This window comes from Hydrogenophaga sp. (assembly GCF_041913525.1).
Lineage (GTDB): Bacteria > Pseudomonadota > Gammaproteobacteria > Burkholderiales > Burkholderiaceae_C > Hydrogenophaga.
In genome coordinates, this window is record NZ_JAYSFD010000005.1 from 143,119 (window position 1) to 159,520 (window position 16,402).

At 54.1% G+C, this 16,402-nt stretch carries 16 protein-coding genes; all 16 read left to right on the forward strand.

Annotated elements, in window-relative coordinates; all coding sequences use genetic code 11:
- Positions 1–69: 69 nt before the first annotated feature.
- The 16 genes from ACE3RQ_RS08590 to ACE3RQ_RS08665 all read left to right on the forward strand — a co-directional run bounded on the left by ACE3RQ_RS08590 (position 70) and on the right by ACE3RQ_RS08665 (position 16,337).
- Positions 70–1,050, forward strand: coding sequence for a GDP-L-fucose synthase family protein (locus tag ACE3RQ_RS08590; protein WP_374521553.1), 981 nt, complete (start codon positions 70–72; stop codon positions 1,048–1,050).
- A complete protein-coding gene (gmd, locus tag ACE3RQ_RS08595) occupies positions 1,047–2,180 on the forward strand; it encodes a GDP-mannose 4,6-dehydratase (RefSeq protein ID WP_374521554.1) in 1,134 nt (377 codons plus the stop codon). The genes ACE3RQ_RS08590 and gmd overlap by 4 nt, the downstream gene beginning before the upstream one ends.
- The gene (locus ACE3RQ_RS08600; RefSeq protein WP_374521555.1) at positions 2,177–3,346 is read left to right on the forward strand and encodes a nucleotide sugar dehydrogenase; all 1,170 of its coding nucleotides are present in this window, start codon (positions 2,177–2,179) and stop codon (positions 3,344–3,346) included. The genes gmd and ACE3RQ_RS08600 overlap by 4 nt, the downstream gene beginning before the upstream one ends.
- Positions 3,347–3,552: 206 nt before the next feature.
- A complete protein-coding gene (locus tag ACE3RQ_RS08605; RefSeq protein WP_374521556.1) occupies positions 3,553–4,887 on the forward strand; it encodes a lipopolysaccharide biosynthesis protein in 1,335 nt (444 codons plus the stop codon).
- Entirely contained in the window at positions 4,884–5,672 is a 789-nt protein-coding gene (locus tag ACE3RQ_RS08610; RefSeq protein ID WP_374521557.1) for a DUF268 domain-containing protein, read from the forward strand. Before ACE3RQ_RS08605 ends, ACE3RQ_RS08610 begins: the two co-directional genes overlap by 4 nt.
- A gap of 100 nt (positions 5,673–5,772) precedes the next feature.
- Entirely contained in the window at positions 5,773–6,675 is a 903-nt protein-coding gene (locus tag ACE3RQ_RS08615) for an alpha-1,2-fucosyltransferase (protein ID WP_374521558.1), read from the forward strand.
- On the forward strand, positions 6,675–7,682 hold the full coding sequence (locus tag ACE3RQ_RS08620; RefSeq protein ID WP_374521559.1) for a glycosyltransferase: 1,008 nt from the start codon (positions 6,675–6,677) through the stop codon (positions 7,680–7,682). The genes ACE3RQ_RS08615 and ACE3RQ_RS08620 overlap by 1 nt, the downstream gene beginning before the upstream one ends.
- A gap of 415 nt (positions 7,683–8,097) precedes the next feature.
- Positions 8,098–9,366, forward strand: a complete 1,269-nt coding sequence (locus ACE3RQ_RS08625; RefSeq protein WP_374521560.1) for a hypothetical protein — start codon at positions 8,098–8,100, stop codon at positions 9,364–9,366.
- Positions 9,367–9,407: 41 nt separating this feature from the next.
- Positions 9,408–10,589 carry a glycosyltransferase gene (locus ACE3RQ_RS08630; protein ID WP_374521561.1) on the forward strand — a complete coding sequence of 394 codons (1,182 nt, stop codon included), beginning with the start codon at positions 9,408–9,410 and terminating at the stop codon, positions 10,587–10,589.
- 221 nt (positions 10,590–10,810) lie between these two features.
- Complete coding sequence (locus tag ACE3RQ_RS08635; RefSeq protein ID WP_374521562.1) at positions 10,811–11,149, forward strand: putative colanic acid biosynthesis acetyltransferase; 339 nt, start codon at positions 10,811–10,813, stop codon at positions 11,147–11,149.
- The gene (locus tag ACE3RQ_RS08640; protein ID WP_374521563.1) at positions 11,146–11,781 is read left to right on the forward strand and encodes a class I SAM-dependent methyltransferase; all 636 of its coding nucleotides are present in this window, start codon (positions 11,146–11,148) and stop codon (positions 11,779–11,781) included. Before ACE3RQ_RS08635 ends, ACE3RQ_RS08640 begins: the two co-directional genes overlap by 4 nt.
- Positions 11,778–12,674, forward strand: coding sequence for a glycosyltransferase family 2 protein (locus tag ACE3RQ_RS08645; protein WP_374521564.1), 897 nt, complete (start codon positions 11,778–11,780; stop codon positions 12,672–12,674). Before ACE3RQ_RS08640 ends, ACE3RQ_RS08645 begins: the two co-directional genes overlap by 4 nt.
- 435 nt (positions 12,675–13,109) lie before the next feature.
- Positions 13,110–13,868, forward strand: coding sequence for a glycosyltransferase family 2 protein (locus ACE3RQ_RS08650; RefSeq protein ID WP_374521565.1), 759 nt, complete (start codon positions 13,110–13,112; stop codon positions 13,866–13,868).
- A 100-nt stretch (positions 13,869–13,968) separates the two neighbouring features.
- A complete protein-coding gene (locus tag ACE3RQ_RS08655) occupies positions 13,969–14,862 on the forward strand; it encodes an NYN domain-containing protein (protein WP_374521566.1) in 894 nt (297 codons plus the stop codon).
- A gap of 45 nt (positions 14,863–14,907) precedes the next feature.
- Positions 14,908–15,684, forward strand: a complete 777-nt coding sequence (locus tag ACE3RQ_RS08660) for a YdcF family protein (protein ID WP_374521567.1) — start codon at positions 14,908–14,910, stop codon at positions 15,682–15,684.
- Positions 15,685–15,788: 104 nt separating this feature from the next.
- Positions 15,789–16,337, forward strand: coding sequence for an NUDIX domain-containing protein (locus tag ACE3RQ_RS08665; protein WP_374521568.1), 549 nt, complete (start codon positions 15,789–15,791; stop codon positions 16,335–16,337).
- The last annotated feature ends 65 nt before the right edge of the window (positions 16,338–16,402 follow it).

The window sequence follows — 16,402 nt, forward strand, 5'->3', positions numbered from 1 at the left end:
CACGAATTCCCAGCCTCCGCTACCCACCGAAGCCCCGCCCACCGGCCCAGCCCGCCGGGCGCTGCCTTCATGACGCACACCCCCATGCACAAGATCTACGTGGCCGGCCATCGCGGCATGGTCGGCTCGGCCATCGTGCGCCAGCTGCTGGCCCAGGGCCACCCGGCCGAGCGCATCGTCACCCGCACCCACGCCCAGCTGGACCTGACCGACCAGGCAGCCGTGCGCACCTTCTTCGCCACCGAGCGGCCCGACCAGGTTTACCTGGCCGCCGCCCACGTGGGCGGCATACACGCCAACCACACCTACCCGGCCGACTTCATCTACCGCAACCTGATGATTCAGGCCAACGTGATCGAGGCGGCCTTTCGGCACGGCGTGAGGCAACTGCTGTTTCTGGGCAGCAGCTGCATCTACCCCCGCCTGGCGCCGCAGCCCATGGCCGAAGACGCCCTGCTCACCGGCCCGCTGGAGCCCACCAACGAGCCCTACGCCGTGGCCAAGATCGCCGGCATCAAGCTCTGCGAAAGCTACAACCGCCAATACGGCGACAGCCACGGGGTGGACTACCGCAGCGTGATGCCCACCAACCTCTACGGCCCCGGCGACAACTACCACCCCGACAACAGCCACGTGGTGCCCGCGCTGATTCGCCGCTTCCACGAGGCCAAGCAGGCCAACGCCCCCAAGGTGACCATCTGGGGCACCGGCACCCCCCGCCGCGAGTTTCTGTACGTAGACGACATGGCCGCCGCGTGCCTGCACGTGATGCAACTGCCCGCCGCCGTGTACCGGCAGCACACCCTGCCCCAGCAAAGCCACCTGAACGTGGGCTTTGGCAGCGACGTGAGCATTGCCGAACTGGCCCACACCGTGGCCCAGGTGGTGGGCTACACCGGCCAAGTGCGCTCCGACCCCACCAAACCCGACGGCGCCCCCCGCAAGCTGATGAACAGCCAGCGCCTGCAATCACTGGGCTGGCAAGCCCAGGTGCCCCTTGTTCAAGGCCTGCAACAGGCCTACGCCGACTTTTTGGAACACCACGCATGACCTCCCCCAGCAACGGCAAAGTTGCCCTCATCACCGGCATTACCGGCCAGGACGGTTCTTACCTGGCCGAATTTCTGCTGGAAAAGGGCTACACCGTGCACGGCATCAAGCGCCGCGCCAGCAGCTTCAACACCCAGCGGGTCGACCACCTGTACCAAGACCCGCACATCCCCAACAGCCGCTTCAAGCTGCACTACGGCGACCTGAGCGACACCAGCAACCTGGTGCGCATCATTCAAGAAACCCAGCCCGACGAGCTTTACAACCTGGGCGCCCAAAGCCACGTGGCCGTCAGCTTTGAAAGCCCCGAATACACCGCCGACGTGGACGCCATGGGAACCCTGCGCCTGCTGGAAGCCATCCGCATCCTCGGTCTGGAAAAGAAAACCCGCTTCTACCAAGCCAGCACCAGCGAGCTGTATGGCCTGGTGCAAGAAATTCCCCAGAAGGAAACCACCCCCTTCTACCCCCGCAGCCCCTACGCGGTGGCCAAGCTCTATGCCTACTGGATCACGGTGAACTACCGCGAGGCCTATGGCATGTACGCCTGCAACGGCATCTTGTTCAACCACGAAAGCCCGCGCCGTGGCGAAACCTTCGTCACCCGCAAGATCACCCGCGGCCTGGCCCACATCGCCCTGGGCCTGGAAGACTGCCTCTACATGGGCAACCTAGACGCCCTGCGCGACTGGGGCCACGCCAAAGACTACGTGCGCATGCAATGGATGATGCTGCAGCAGGACAAGCCAGAAGACTTCGTGATCGCCACCGGCCAGCAATACAGCGTGCGCCAGTTCATTGAATGGAGCGCCGAAGAACTGGGCATCACCCTGCGCTTTGAAGGCCAAGGTGTGGACGAAGTGGCCATCGTGGACAGCATCACCGGCGACAAAGCCCCGGCACTGAAGCCGGGCCAGGTGGTGGTGCGAATTGACCCACGCTACTTCCGCCCCACCGAGGTGGAAACCCTGCTGGGAGATCCGTCCAAAGCCAAGCAGAAACTGGGCTGGGTACCCGAAATCACCGTGCAACAGATGTGCGCCGAAATGGTGGCGGCCGACCTGCAAGAAGCCCAGCGCCATGCGCTGCTGAAGGCCAATGGTTATAACGTGCAGGTAAGCGTTGAATGAAGATTGCCATTGCCGGTACCGGCTATGTGGGCCTGTCCATGGCCGTGCTTTTGTCTCAGCGCCATGAAGTGGTGGCCCTGGACATCGTGCCCGCCAAGGTGGACATGATCAACCAGCGGCAAAGCCCCATCCACGACGCCGAGCTGCAAGACTACCTGCAGAACAAGCCGCTGAACCTGCGCGCCACGCTGGACAAAAACGAGGCTTACCAAGGGGCCGACTTCGTCGTCATTGCCACCCCTACCGACTACGACCCGATGAGCAATTACTTCAACACCGGCTCGGTGGAAGCGGTGATACGCGACGTGATGGCCACCAACCCTCAGGCGGTAATGGTCATCAAGTCCACCATTCCGGTGGGCTTTGTAGAAAAGGCAAGACAGCAGTACGGCACCCACAACCTGCTGTTCAGCCCCGAATTTCTGCGCGAAGGCAAGGCCCTGCACGACAACCTGTACCCCAGCCGCATTGTGGTGGGCGAAGACAGTGACCGTGCCCGCACCTTTGCCGGCCTGCTGCAAGAAGCAGCGCTGAAGCCCGATGTGCCCACCCTTATCACCGGCCCCACCGAGGCCGAGGCCATCAAGCTGTTTGCCAACACCTACCTTGCCATGCGGGTGGCCTACTTCAATGAACTGGACAGCTACGCCGCCAGCCACGGGCTGGACACGCGACAAATCATTGATGGGGTGTGCCTGGACCCGCGCATCGGCCAGCACTACAACAACCCCAGCTTTGGCTACGGCGGCTACTGCCTGCCCAAAGACACCAAGCAACTGCTGGCCAACTATGCCGACGTGCCGCAAACACTCATCCAGGCCATTGTGAGTGCCAACAGCACCCGAAAAGACTTCATTGCCGAAGACATCCTGCGTCGCAACCCGAAAACCGTGGGCATCTACCGCCTGGTGATGAAAGCCGGCAGCGACAACTGGCGCGCCAGCAGTGTACAGGGGGTGATGAAGCGGCTAAAGGCCAAGGGGGTAAACGTCATCGTGTACGAGCCAGCGATGGAAGGGGAACAATTCTTCAATTCACCGCTGGTGCACGACCTTGCTGACTTCAAGGTCCAGGCCGACGTGATCATTGCTAACCGACGTTCAACTGAACTGGAAGACGTAGCCGACAAAATCTATACGCGTGACATTTTCGGGAGCGACTCATGAGGGTCCTAGTTACTGGTTCAGATACCTTTATCTGATCAGCTCTCACATCGCCGTTGCCTGTACCTACAACGACGTCACAGAAATTGTGAAACGGTCTCACTGCCGACCCTCAACACTCGTCGAGAAAGGCGTCGCAAAACCCATCGCATGGCTTCGCGATCATTTTCCGGTAACGCTATCACATATTTTCCAACCCTGCACCTGCGATGACTGTACTGGGCATGCTTCAAACGCTCAATCGCTACTACCAAACACACAAAACGCGCATCTATCGCCTATCAGTCGAGGGGGGCTGGGTAATAGCCGGACAAGTCGCGAGCGTAATTGGAGCATTAGTATTGGTACGCGTACTCACCGAACACCTCGACTCCGCACAATACGGTCAGCTTGCCCTCGGGCTTACCGTCGCAGGCTTCGTGAATCAAGTTGTAATGGGAGGTATTGCTAATGGCATCGGGCGCTATTACTCCATCGCAGCCGAAAAAAAGGAATTGAGTTGTTATCTGCATGCCACGCGTGAATTGTTAGTCTATGCCACAGCGGTGGTAGTGGTCATCGGTCTTGTTCTTACAGCAAGCCTGTATTGGATAGGTTATCCGCAATGGATAAGTCTGGCAGTTGCAGCGTTGTTGCTAGCCGTATTGAACGGTTACAACAGCACGCTAAACGGAATTCAAAATGCAGCCAGACAGAGAGCCATCGTAGCCTTTAATGGTGGATTAGATGCCTGGCTGAAAATTCTTCTGGCCATAGGTGCCATGCTTTGGCTGGGCACATCCAGCACAGCGGTCATTATCGGGTACATCTGCTCATCTTTAGTAATCACCTTTACGCAGATCATCTTTCTGCGCCGCGCCATCCCAAAGCAGCACCACACCCGATTCAATTGCCAACAGTGGATGTCACAGATATGGGCCTATTCCTTACCCTTCACCACTTGGGGAGCCTTCACATGGTTGCAGCAGATTTCCGACCGTTGGGCATTAAAGATCTTTGCATCAACCAGCGATGTTGGCCAGTATGCTGTACTGTTTCAATTGGGATTCACACCCACTACGTTAATAACCGGAATGAGCATAAGTTTATTAGCGCCAATCCTTTACCAACGATCGGGGAATGCGACGGACGAAAGCCGAAACGCATACGTCCACCGAATAGGCTGGAGAATAGCCAAGTTTTCCTTCATCGTCACCCTGCTCGTATTTGTTATTACATACACAATGCACGACTGGCTTTTTGGAATGCTGGTAGCCCCTAAATATCGAGAAAATTCTCACCTGCTACCGTGGGTTGTGCTTGCTGGAGGCATTTTCGCAGCCGGCCAGATACTTGCATTAAAGCTAATGAGCGAAATGAGACCAGCAGCAATGACAACACCAAAAATCGCTACCGCCCTGCTCGGCGCTCTGCTTAATGCGATTGGTGCAGCGCTTGGCGGCTTGCATGGCGTAGTGTGGGCGATGGTTTGTTTTTCTAGTATTTATTTTATCTGGATGGCGATCTTAGCAAATCGCATAGATTCAAAGGCAACAGAGATATGAAGGCAACACTTATAAAGCTCCACTGGCTTTCTTCCAACCTATTTGGTCTCGACCCGCAGCGGCTCATTCGCTCAATTCGTGGACTTCCCGCTTTCCTGAACGATAGGGCGGCGTTCCGAAAGGCCTTCGCTGGCGAGATGAAGCTCAAGCCATGTCTTCATGATCGCTATGAAGAGGGTGGTGCCACAAAGAGCGAATACTTTTGGCAGGACTTGCTGGTAGCACGAGCTATTTATCAAGCAAATCCGCTTAAGCATGTCGATATCGGTTCAAGGGTGGATGGATTTGTCGCACATGTTGCAAGCTTTCGTGAGTGCGAAGTTTTTGATGTAAGACCAATCAACACTACTGTCCCAGGTGTGATATTCCGCCAAGCAGATTTAATGGATCAAAATTCCTTACCAATAACTGATGATGACGGTTACTGTGATTCACTATCATGTTTACATACCCTTGAGCACTTTGGTCTGGGGAGGTACGGCGATCCAATCAATCCGCAGGGTTATAAGCTTGGTCTAACCAATATGTCCAAGTTGCTGCGGCCAGGCGGCACCTTCTATCTTTCTACGCCGATTGGGCATGAGAGAGTAGAATTTAATGCCAACTGGGTTTTTGATCCGCGCAGTATCGTGAGATGCGCAGAAGCCCAAGGCTTGGTATTGAAACAATTAACTGTGATCACTGCCGCAAACGGAGCGCAACAATCTGAGGTTGATGCCGAGTCGCTAGCAGCACTGGCCTTGCCGAATTATCAGCTAGGCCTGTTCATATTTTTGAAATTGTAAATAGTTGATATTGATGCTCACCACTTATTTAGCCGAAATAAAATGCTAGGCCTTGTTGCCTCACTTTGTAACAAAGAAATCAATTTAAACTACGTGAAAAATGTCAAATAAAGTTGTAGCAAGGATAATCGGCGGAATAGGAAATCAATTATTTATTTATGCGGCAGCAAAAAGACTGGCGCTAGCGAATGCAGCAGAAATTGTATTGGACAGTGTCAGCGGATTCGAAAGAGACCACCAATACAGAAGAACTTTTCAACTTGATAAATTTAATATCAATTGTAGACACGCGACAGATTTGGAGAGGATGCACCCATTTCCAAGGATACAGAGATATATAAGAAAAAAAATAAATTCTCGCCGCGACTTTAATTCGCGAAACTATATTTTCCAGGAGAACCTTGATTTTGATGAACGATTGCTTCATTTAAGATTTAATGGAAGTGTATACCTTGAGGGGTACTGGCAAAGCGAAAATTACTTTTTCGACATTAAAGAAAAACTTAGAAGCGACTTAATAATTAAAACACCTCCAGGCATAGAGAATCATCAAACATCCAGACTCATTGAAAAAAAGAATGCCGTGGCAATCCACGTTAGATTTTTTGACAGACCCGAATTAACTGAAGATAGCAGGATTTCCAACAATACACAACCCAACTACTACAAATTAGCAATTGAAATAATAAGCAGAGAGATTGACAACCCTCATTTCTTTATATTTTCTGATGATCCAAGAAGCGCAATTCAACTCTTTAAAAATTCAACAGCATCAGTCACCATCGTTGACCACAACGTTGGTGACTCTTTAGCTTATGCGGATCTTTGGCTCATGTCGCAGTGCAAACACTTCATAATTGCCAACAGCACATTCAGCTGGTGGGGAGCGTGGCTATCTGATAAACCCGACGCCATTGTAATTGCACCAGGCGTTGAGAAAACTGGAGGTCAAGGCTCTTGGGGATTTAAGGGATTAATACCGAAATCATGGAGACAATTGTAATGCAGCCACTGGTTACCGTATTAATGTCGGTACATAACGGTGAAAAATGGCTTGAACAATCAATCCAAAGCATCCTTCACCAAACCTACTCGAACTTTGAGTTCATTATTGTTAACGACGGCAGCATTGACGACACAGAGAGAATTATAAAAGACTTTGGAAAAATTGACTCGCGCATAATTTTAATTAATAAAAAAAACACTGGGTTAACCGACTCTTTAAATTTCGGGGCAGGCAATGCAAAAGGCAAATGGCTCGCAAGAATTGATTGCGATGACGTTAGCCACCCTGAAAGAATCGAAAAGCAGATTTTAATAGCAGAGGCAAGCGAGAAAATTGCAGTCGTAGGTACGGGCGCGATTTTAATTAATGAAGAAGGGCTTCCAATTTCAAATACCATATATGATTACAGTGACAACGATTATAAAAAAAGACTTTTACTTGGGAAATCAATATTTCCGCATTCATCAGCCCTAATAAACAGAAGTTTATTTACGTCGGTCGGCGGCTATAGAGTAAGAATGAAAAATGCGCAGGATCATGATCTTTGGCTAAGAATCGGGCTTGTTGGCAATATAATCTGCATCAAAGAACCTCTTGTAAAAATAAGAACTCATTCAAATCAAGTATCTCAAATCGAAGGCGGATACAATCAAAAAATTTTCGCCCATATGGCGCACATAAGTCATCAATTGAGAAAGTTCAATTTCAATGATCCGGTTGATGCCTCACATGAACATGAATTTTCGGATTTTCATAGATGGGTTAAGTCAAAATTTGACAAAACTCGCACACTGAAGTCGCGTCAATTGATAACCCAACTTAAGACTGTCCTTGATGAAAGACCTTTGACAATTAAAAATTGTCTATATATTCTAATTAAGATTTTCAATAACCCAAGGTTGATTTTTCTACACATTAGAGATAGACATTATTTTCATAAAATTAATCGACAACTGGCTCTTCAGTGGATGGGTATTCATAAAATCCTCAGGGAGGGAAAATAATATGGTCGGATTCTGAAAATAAAAATGATTATCCAATGCTGTACCGAGCCGAATCAATAATAAAGTGCAACACCCATCCAACAAGGCGCCACCACAGAAAAACACTTTGAAAATCCTAACCATTAAAAGCAAGCCGCGATCATGGTGAACAGGAACGAGGGATCTTCTGCTCGCCGAATCGAGAGTTCTTCGGCATCCCTCTGCCTTCACTTTCATGTGCGAACTTAAACCTTCATCACGGTGGCTACGACCGAGTGCACAAAAGAACAGGCCAAGAGGTCTTTAGCCATGAACTGCTCGTTGCCATTGCCAAGCAGCGTTTACCTGGCATTGCTGGGAGAAACGCATTTATCCAGATTCTTCTATTTAATACTACAGGTATTACCCTTGGCTTTCTGAGTCAACGAATTCAAAAATGAATCTTTTTTCAATTCCTGAATGGGCAGCCCCACTGATTGTATTTTTTTTCTTTATTGTTTTTACATCTAAAAATTTAAATCTACAAAGTAAATTTACCTCACTCTCCCTTTGCTTAATTTTTTTTGATCAGTTTAATTTTGCATTAATCGGCTCACTCTTTGATCCAATAAAGATAATCGCATTGGCAATGCTACCTCTAGCTCTTGCCGAAAGATTCAAACATCTTACCAAAGTATCTATTGCTTATCTTCTTATATTAATAATTCGAGATGTTGCAAGCTTAATCACACAAGATACCAGCCTTGGTGATCTAAGATTTTCGCTTCAGCTGTATGTTACTCAATTTGGTATAATCTATTTAGCAACTATTATGTCGCAGCTTGGAACAACAAACCAGTCCACTGTGATGCTAATAAGAACAGCCGACTATATTATTGCAATCTCATTAGCCCTTTGCTCATATCAGTTCGTCGCTCATTTATACGGCCTCCCAATAAATGGCATTAGAAACTTGTACACAGAATCAATGGGGGGCGAAGTGAGATGGGCAGGCTATACACTAGGCGGCGTCTCACTATTCAGACCATATGCACTATTTGGCGAACCAAAATTTCTTGGGGCGGTAATTGTTTCAATTTATTCCTTTTCTTTGTTTCTTTTTTCCATTGATCGGATTTCGCTCAACAAACTAATTGCACACGGTGTAGGCGCATTTGCCTTGATCATTCTTACCGCATCCGTAAGTGCTGCAGCATCACTTATCTGCATCACTCTATATTACATGTTATTTATGCAGTTTAATAAAACAAAAACTTATGCTGTGCTCTCAATAATCCTGATTGGGGCAGTCGTGTCCAACTATATTCCTTTCGAAGAGATTTACAATGACAGATACCTCAAGAGAGTTGAAATTGTCGGAGGAGTAATGGAGCCTCATGAAGAGTTTTACTTAGATGATTGGATAAGCCATCCGCTCTCGTTAATATTTGGAAACGGCTACTCCTATTTCTCTCAGTTTATGCCCGATGGTTTTCGGCTTATTCCTAACATAGGCATAATATGGCTCGGATCAAGCGGCGGAGCCATCCTAATTATGGCATTCGTTTTTCTGATCATTAGAAGAATTAAATTTTCACTGCAACTTGGCATATTCTGTATCTCGCCATTTATATATTCTACCAACTCTTCTCTTCTGCTTACCTTGATTTTCTCAGCAATAGCATACAGGATACTCAATGAAAAGCATATGAGGGCAAAAAAATAATCAAATCATTTTTAATAATTTAATTAGACATCATCAAGCCAATGAAAAAAGTCTTAACAGTAATGCATGGCATTGCAGACCTAGACGTCACGTCTGGCGGACCATCCCGCGTCGCGGTTAATTTGACAGATGCGATTTCGAGAAATATCAGTATTTCTATTGGCTTGGCCACACAATCGAAAGCAGGGAACAAAATTCTCTCTGCAAATCACACTGCAGTTAGTCGCATAACTGCAACTTCGAAATCAACATTGAATTTAGCTCTGGGCCTTCCTTTTCGCGAGTTATTAAAAGATAGCATTAAAAAAAATAAGCCCGATCTAATGCATAACCACGGATTGTGGCTTCCTGTGAATTATTGGATGTCAAGCATCTCGCTGAATTATCAGATTCCGATGATTATTCAACCCCATGGAATGCTTATGCCGTGGGCGTTGAATCATAGGGGCTGGAAAAAGCGTCTTGCATTGTTTTTATATCAACATCGAAACCTACAGCATGCCAATTTGTTTATTGCTACGTCACTACCTGAGTATAAAAAGATTCGCGAGTTTGGCTTGAAACATCCGATCGCCATTATCCCGAACGGGGTCGAATTTAAACAGATGTCCACGACTAGGGCTACGCTCCCTACTAAATCGATCGAGAAAAAAACAAGAGTAGTTTTATTTTTGGGACGCATTCACCCAGTCAAAGGTTTGATGAATTTGATTGGCGCCTGGGCTATATTAAGAAAGGATAATTGGCGCTTACAAATAGCTGGACCAGATGAGGACGGTCATTTAAAAGAGGTACTATTGCGCGCAAAACAACTCGACATAGCCCACTCAATTGAGTATGTTGGAGAAGTAGAAGGCGATAGAAAGAGTCAACTTTATCTAGCTGCCGACCTCTTTGTATTACCCAGCTTTACTGAAAACTTTGGCGTGGTTGTAGCTGAGGCACTGACCCACGGAGTACCCGTGATCACCACGCGCGGCGCCCCATGGGAAGATTTGGAAACGTACAAGTGCGGCTGGTGGATCGACATTGGCGTTGAGCCCCTCGCGGGTGCATTGCATGCTGCCATGGCACTGAGCGATGTTGAAAGAGAGGCCATGGGTGTGCGTGGCCGTGCTTATGTGCAGCGATACGACTGGGATCAGATTGCGAAGCAGACTGTCGATGTATACCGGTGGGTTCTGAAACTAGGTGACAAGCCTGATTGTGTACAATTAAACTGATCGGGTCCGACGTGTCAGAACTCGTTCGCAGGCATCATCTTACCGTTGGCAACAAGCTCGCCCGTGCAGTTTGGCAGCTTGTCTGGCTACTACTTTATCGACCTACACCACGTCCGCTCCACCTTTGGCGGTGCTTACTATTAAGACTATTCGGTGCCAAAATCGGCAAGGCTGTGCACCCCTACCCATCGGCCCGTATCTGGGCGCCATGGAATCTCGAAATGGGCGATTACGCCTGCTTGAGTGAGGGTGTCGATTGCTACTGCGTCGCAAAGATCCGCATAGGTGCGCATTCCACCGTCAGCCAATACAGCTTTCTCTGTACGGCTAGCCATGACCACTCAAAGGGGTCGATGCCGTTGGTGGTCGCACCCATCACGATTGGCGAAAGAGTCTGGGTCACCGCCGACGTGTTTGTTGGACCTGGAGTGACGATTGGCGATGGTGCAGTGGTCACAGCAAGGTCCAGCGTGTTCAGCGACCTCCCGCCTTGGATGGTGGCGCGAGGCAATCCTGCTGTGCCGGTCAAGCCTCGACGATTTGACGAGAAAGCAGAATGAATACCGATGTAATGGCTGGTTACCGTTGGTCCAGTGCAGCTTTGACCCACAGTCACCGCTACCTGCTGCCCGCTTTGTTGCGTGAGTTATCAGCCTTGGGGGTTAGCGAATCCGAGCGGGGGCGAGTGTTTGAACTGGGTTGCGGTAACGGCAGTGTGGCACGCGTGCTGGCGCAACAAGGTTGGGACGTGACGGGTGTGGATCCGTCCAGCGAAGGCATTGCCCAGGCCAATGCGAATTGGCCGCAGCTCAAGCTTTTTGAAGGCTCTGCTTACGACGATTTGGTAACACGCTTCGGCCGTTTTCCGGTGGTGACGAGTCTGGAAGTCGTGGAGCACGTTTACTTCCCGCGGCAGTACGCCGCCACACTCTACTCTCTGTTGGAGCCAGGCGGCACAGCTATTGTGTCTACGCCCTATCACGGGTATTGGAAGAATCTGGCGCTGGCTTTGACCGGCAAGATGGACGCACACTTTACCGCGCTGTGGGATCACGGCCACATTAAGTTTTGGTCGGTCAAGACGTTGAGTGAACTGTTGCGCGAGGCTGGGTTCAAGGACATCCGCTTTGAACGGGTTGGGCGCATACCGGCGCTGGCCAAGTCGATGATCGCCATTGCGCGCAAACCATGAAGCTGGTCGCCGTCATCCTGACCTTCAATGAAGAGTTGCACTTGGCGCGCTGCATCGCCAGTCTGCAAGGTCTTGCCAGCGAAGTCGTGGTGGTCGACTGTTTTTCTACCGATGCAACACTCGATATTGCTACTGCACATGGCGCGCGAGTGATTCAGCGTGCATGGGTTAACCATGCGGCCCAGTTTAACTGGGCGCTGACCCAGCTCGATGCCTCGACCGACTGGGTATTGCGTATCGATGCCGACGAAGTCTTGACCCCTTCGCTGGTTACTGAGATTGAGCGCCGCTTACCAGAAATCGGGCCGGAAATCGATGGTGTTTATTGGTGCCGTCGAATGACATTCCAGGGAAGATTGATTCGTCATGGCGGCGTCTTTCCCATTCGAGTACTGCGCCTTTTCCGCTTCGGCAAAGGCCAGTGCGAAAACCGCTGGATGGATGAACACATCAAGGTGGCCGGCCCTACGGTAGATTTCGCCGGAGAAATGATTGACGACAACCTTAACTCCCTAACTTGGTGGACCGAAAAACACAACAAGTACGCCAGCCGCGAGGCAGTGGATCTGCTGAATCTGGAATATCACTTCATGCCTCACGACTCCGTCGCCAGCCTACGGGGCGGCAAGCAGGCTGGTGTAAAGCGCTGGTTGAAAGAGGTGGTCTATGCCCGCCTGCCAGGTGGCTTCAGAGCGTTTGCCTATTTCTTCTACCGCTACGTGATTCGGCTGGGATTTCTGGATGGGAAGGCCGGCACGGCGTTTCACTTTCTGCAGGGGTTTTGGTACCGATATCTGGTGGATGCCAAGGTGGCAGAAGTGAAGCGTTTCATGCGGGAGAGAGACGTAGGGATTCAGGATGCCATACAGCAGGTTTTGGGCATCAAAGTGTGAGGTCCCGGCCAAAGCCATCCAAGGGCGGTTTTGTTTGCGGCAGACGGATTCGGGTTCGTTTGCTCGTTAACAAACTGCGCATCACGCTGAACTCGCCGCTCGGCAATGCGCCTTCGGCTGGTTGCGTCGGACTGCTGCTCGGGCTTCGCGGTCGCAGGCGCTGGGCCCGCGGTTTCGCCGGGATGGCTCTGGCATGGCTTTGGCTGTGATCGTTACCGGTGTCAGGAGCCTGGTTGCGCGGACCAATTGAGGGCGAGTTTCCTGCGCAGGCGTTGAATGCATTGCCGAAGGCGCAGGCGATCGTGGTTCTCGGTGGCGCGATGACGCCGCCGGATAGGGTGCACCCGTTTCCGCACTAGAGCGACGCAGCTGATCGGGTGCGCAGTGCGCGGGCGATGAAAGAATGGATTGGGCAGCGTTTTGATTGATGAGGCGATGGCAGGAGTGAAGATTTCGCTGGTGACGGCAACGTGGAATTGCGCTGGAACGGTGGCCGATTGCCTGGCATCGGTCGTCGGGCAGTCTTACGCCAATCGCGAGCACGTGCTGATCGACGGCGCCAGCCGAGACGACACGCTGCGCGTGCTGCAGGCGCACCGCGAGCAGTTGGCGGTGCTGATAAGCGAACCAGATCGCGGCATCTACGACGCGCTGAACAAAGGGATTGCCCGCGCCAGCGGCGACGTGGTCGGGTTCCTGCATGCCGACGATCTGTTCGCCGGGCCGGACGTTCTCGCCCAAGTGGCTGCGGCCTTTGCCGACCCGTCGGTGTGTGCTGTGTATGGCGACCTGCAGTACGTGCGCCAGCACGACACCACGCAAGTGGTGCGGCATTGGCAAAGTTCGCCTTTTTCGCCAAGCCGCCTGGCCTGGGGGTGGATGCCGCCCCACCCCACCTTGTATGTGCGACGCGAGTGGTACCAACGCATAGGCGGGTTTGACACGCGCTACCGCATTGCGGCCGATTACCTGAGCATCTTGCAGTTGTTCAGCCAGCCGGGCTTCAAAGCGGTGTACCTGCCAGAGGTGCTGGTGACCATGCGCCTGGGTGGGGCCAGCAACCGCAGCCTGCGCAACATTGCCCGCAAAACGGGTGAAGACTGGCGGGCGCTTCGGCAGGCTCGCGTGGGGGCGCTGGGCGGGGTGGGTGCCCTGGTGTGGAAGAACCTCAGCAAGCTGGGCCAGTTTGTGTAGAAGCTTATGATTCGGCGCCTTTTGGCGCTCAGTTTGGGCCGCTTTTCGGCCACTTCTTTTCTTTATTGCTACCCAATGGCCTTCAATGGCCACTTATTTCATGAAACGCATCGCTATCTTCCTAGACGCCCCCTATTTCTGGTCGCAAACCAGCCACCTGCTGGCTGGGCGCCACGCGCCGCGCAACCAGGTGCAGATGGATTTGCAGTCGCTTCGCGAGCATTTGTTGAACGAGGCCGAACACCAGTTGCCCGATGGCGATTTGCTGCGGGTGTATTGGTACGACGTGCCGGCCCGCTCGGGCAAGACGGCCGAGCACCACGCCATCGACCAGCTGGACGATTTCAAGCTGCGCCTGGCGACGCGTGCGGGCGTGGGCCAGCAAGGCGGGCTGGACAGCCTGCTGATCACCGATTTGATGGGCCTGGCGCAGCAGCGCGGCATGACGCACGCGCTGGTGGTGTCGGGCAGTGCCGACCTGGCCCCGGCCTTGCTGGCCGTGCAGGGCATGGGCCTGCGGGTGCACCTGTTGAGCCTGGGCAGCGCCCAGGCCGTGCCAGCCGCCCTGGCGGCCGAGGCTGACATGAAGCGCGTGTGGGGCCTGGACGAGCTGGAGCGTTTCGCCACCTGGCTGGGCCCGGCGCAAGAGCTGGGGCCTGATGCCCACTTGGGCACGGCGCAGGGCGGCAGCATGGGCTGGGCGCCGCCGGTGGCCGATGCCGAGGCGCCTTCGCTGGTGGCGGTGGCACAGGCGGCCAGCGCGCACATCAAAGACGGCCCCCTGGCCATGGTGTTTGCGGCGCTGAAGCCGGGCGTGCGCGCCCTGCCGCGCGAGATTGACAGCGCCCTACTGGCCGTGGGCCGCGAAGAACTGGGCCGCGCCCTCACCGAGACCGAAAAGCGCGAGCTGCGGCGCGAGTTTCAGGGGCTGATCAAAGACGAGTTTGAGGAGAAGCTGCGCCTGGCTCACGGCCCCAGCGACGCGTACGCCTGATGCGCGCACCTTGCACGGCACTGGCCCGGGTGCCTAGTGTGGCCCATGCTTGACAAGCTGGTGATTGCGGCCGTGTCGCCGCTGGGCACGGCGCTGCTGTTGGGCGCGCTGGCCTTGTGCTGGCCCCGGTCGCGCTCGGCACGGCGGCAGCGGCTGCACGCGCTGGGGCAACCCGGCTGGCGCACGTGGCTGCTGGGGCTGGTGCTGGCCTGGCTGGCGCTGTGGTCACTGCCGGTGGTGAGCCACGCGTTTCGTTGGTGGTGGGAAGCGCCCTACCCGCCCGTGGTGGCGGCCAGTGCGCCGCAGGCGCAGGCGGTGGTGCTGCTGGGCGGCGGCATTCGGCCTGCTGGCCTGGACGGCTCTGCCCCCAACATGGGCGCAGCAGCAGACCGCCTGTGGATGGCGGCCGAATTGATGCGCGCGGGCAAGGCGCCGGTGGTGGTGCTCAGCGGTGGCAGCAACCCGACTGAGAGTGCCACCAGCGAGGCACAGGCTATGCAGCAGGTGCTGCTGGCCCTGGGCGTGCCACAGGCCGCCATGCGCCTGGAAGAGCGCAGCCGCAACACGCGGCAAAACGCCAGCGAAACCGCGGCCCTGCTGCTGCCCCAGGGGCAGCGGCGCATTTTGCTGGTGACGTCTGCCCTGCACATGCACCGGGCGGTGCGCCTGTTTGAGGCGCAGGGCTTTGACGTGATACCCGCCCCCACCGACCACGAAGGCCGGCTGCGGCTGCTGCCGCAAGACGCCTGGCCTGAGGCCGACGCGCTGGAGGGCAGCGCGCGCGCCATCAAGGAAGTGGTGGCCGAGTTGACGGGCCGATAGATGGGCCCGTCGATGGGCCTGCAGGTAGGCCTATAGACGGGCCTGCCCCTGCTTGCCGGCCTCACCGCTCTTGGCCTGCACGCCCTTCCCTGCACACCGCCCCCATGCCCTGTTCCACCGCTCCCACTGGCTGGCTCTCGCCAGATGCCTTCACCTCGGCCTGCGCGGCCTTGCCCCTGGTGTCGGTGGACGTGTACCTCACCCGCCAGCAAGGGGGTGGCACGGCCTTGCTGCTGGGCCATCGGGCCAACCGGCCGGCGCAGGGCTGGTGGTTCACGCCAGGTGGGCGCATTCGCAAGCAAGAGGCTTTGCCCCAAGCCCTGGCTCGGGTGTTCACTGATGAACTGGGGCTGCCGGGCGCATGGGCTGCCCACGCGCGCCTACTGGGCGCGTGGGACCACTTCTACCCCGACAGCGCTTTTGACGAAGCGGTGCCCACGCACTACGTGAACCTGGCCTACCAAGTGGCGTGGAACGACGTGGCTGGGCAGGGGTGCAGCGGCAGCGCGGCCGGCACACCGCCTGCGCACGCCTGGCCGGTGGGCCAGGGTGCCCAGCACCTGGCTTGGCGCTGGTGGCCACTGGCTGAGTTGGCCCAGGCGCCAGACGTGCACCCGCACGTGAAGGCGGTGCTGTCCCTGCTGCGGGGCTGAGCGCAGGCGCGCTGGCCACCGGCCGCCACGGTTGGGCAGCGCCCTACCTACCTTTACCCCACCCC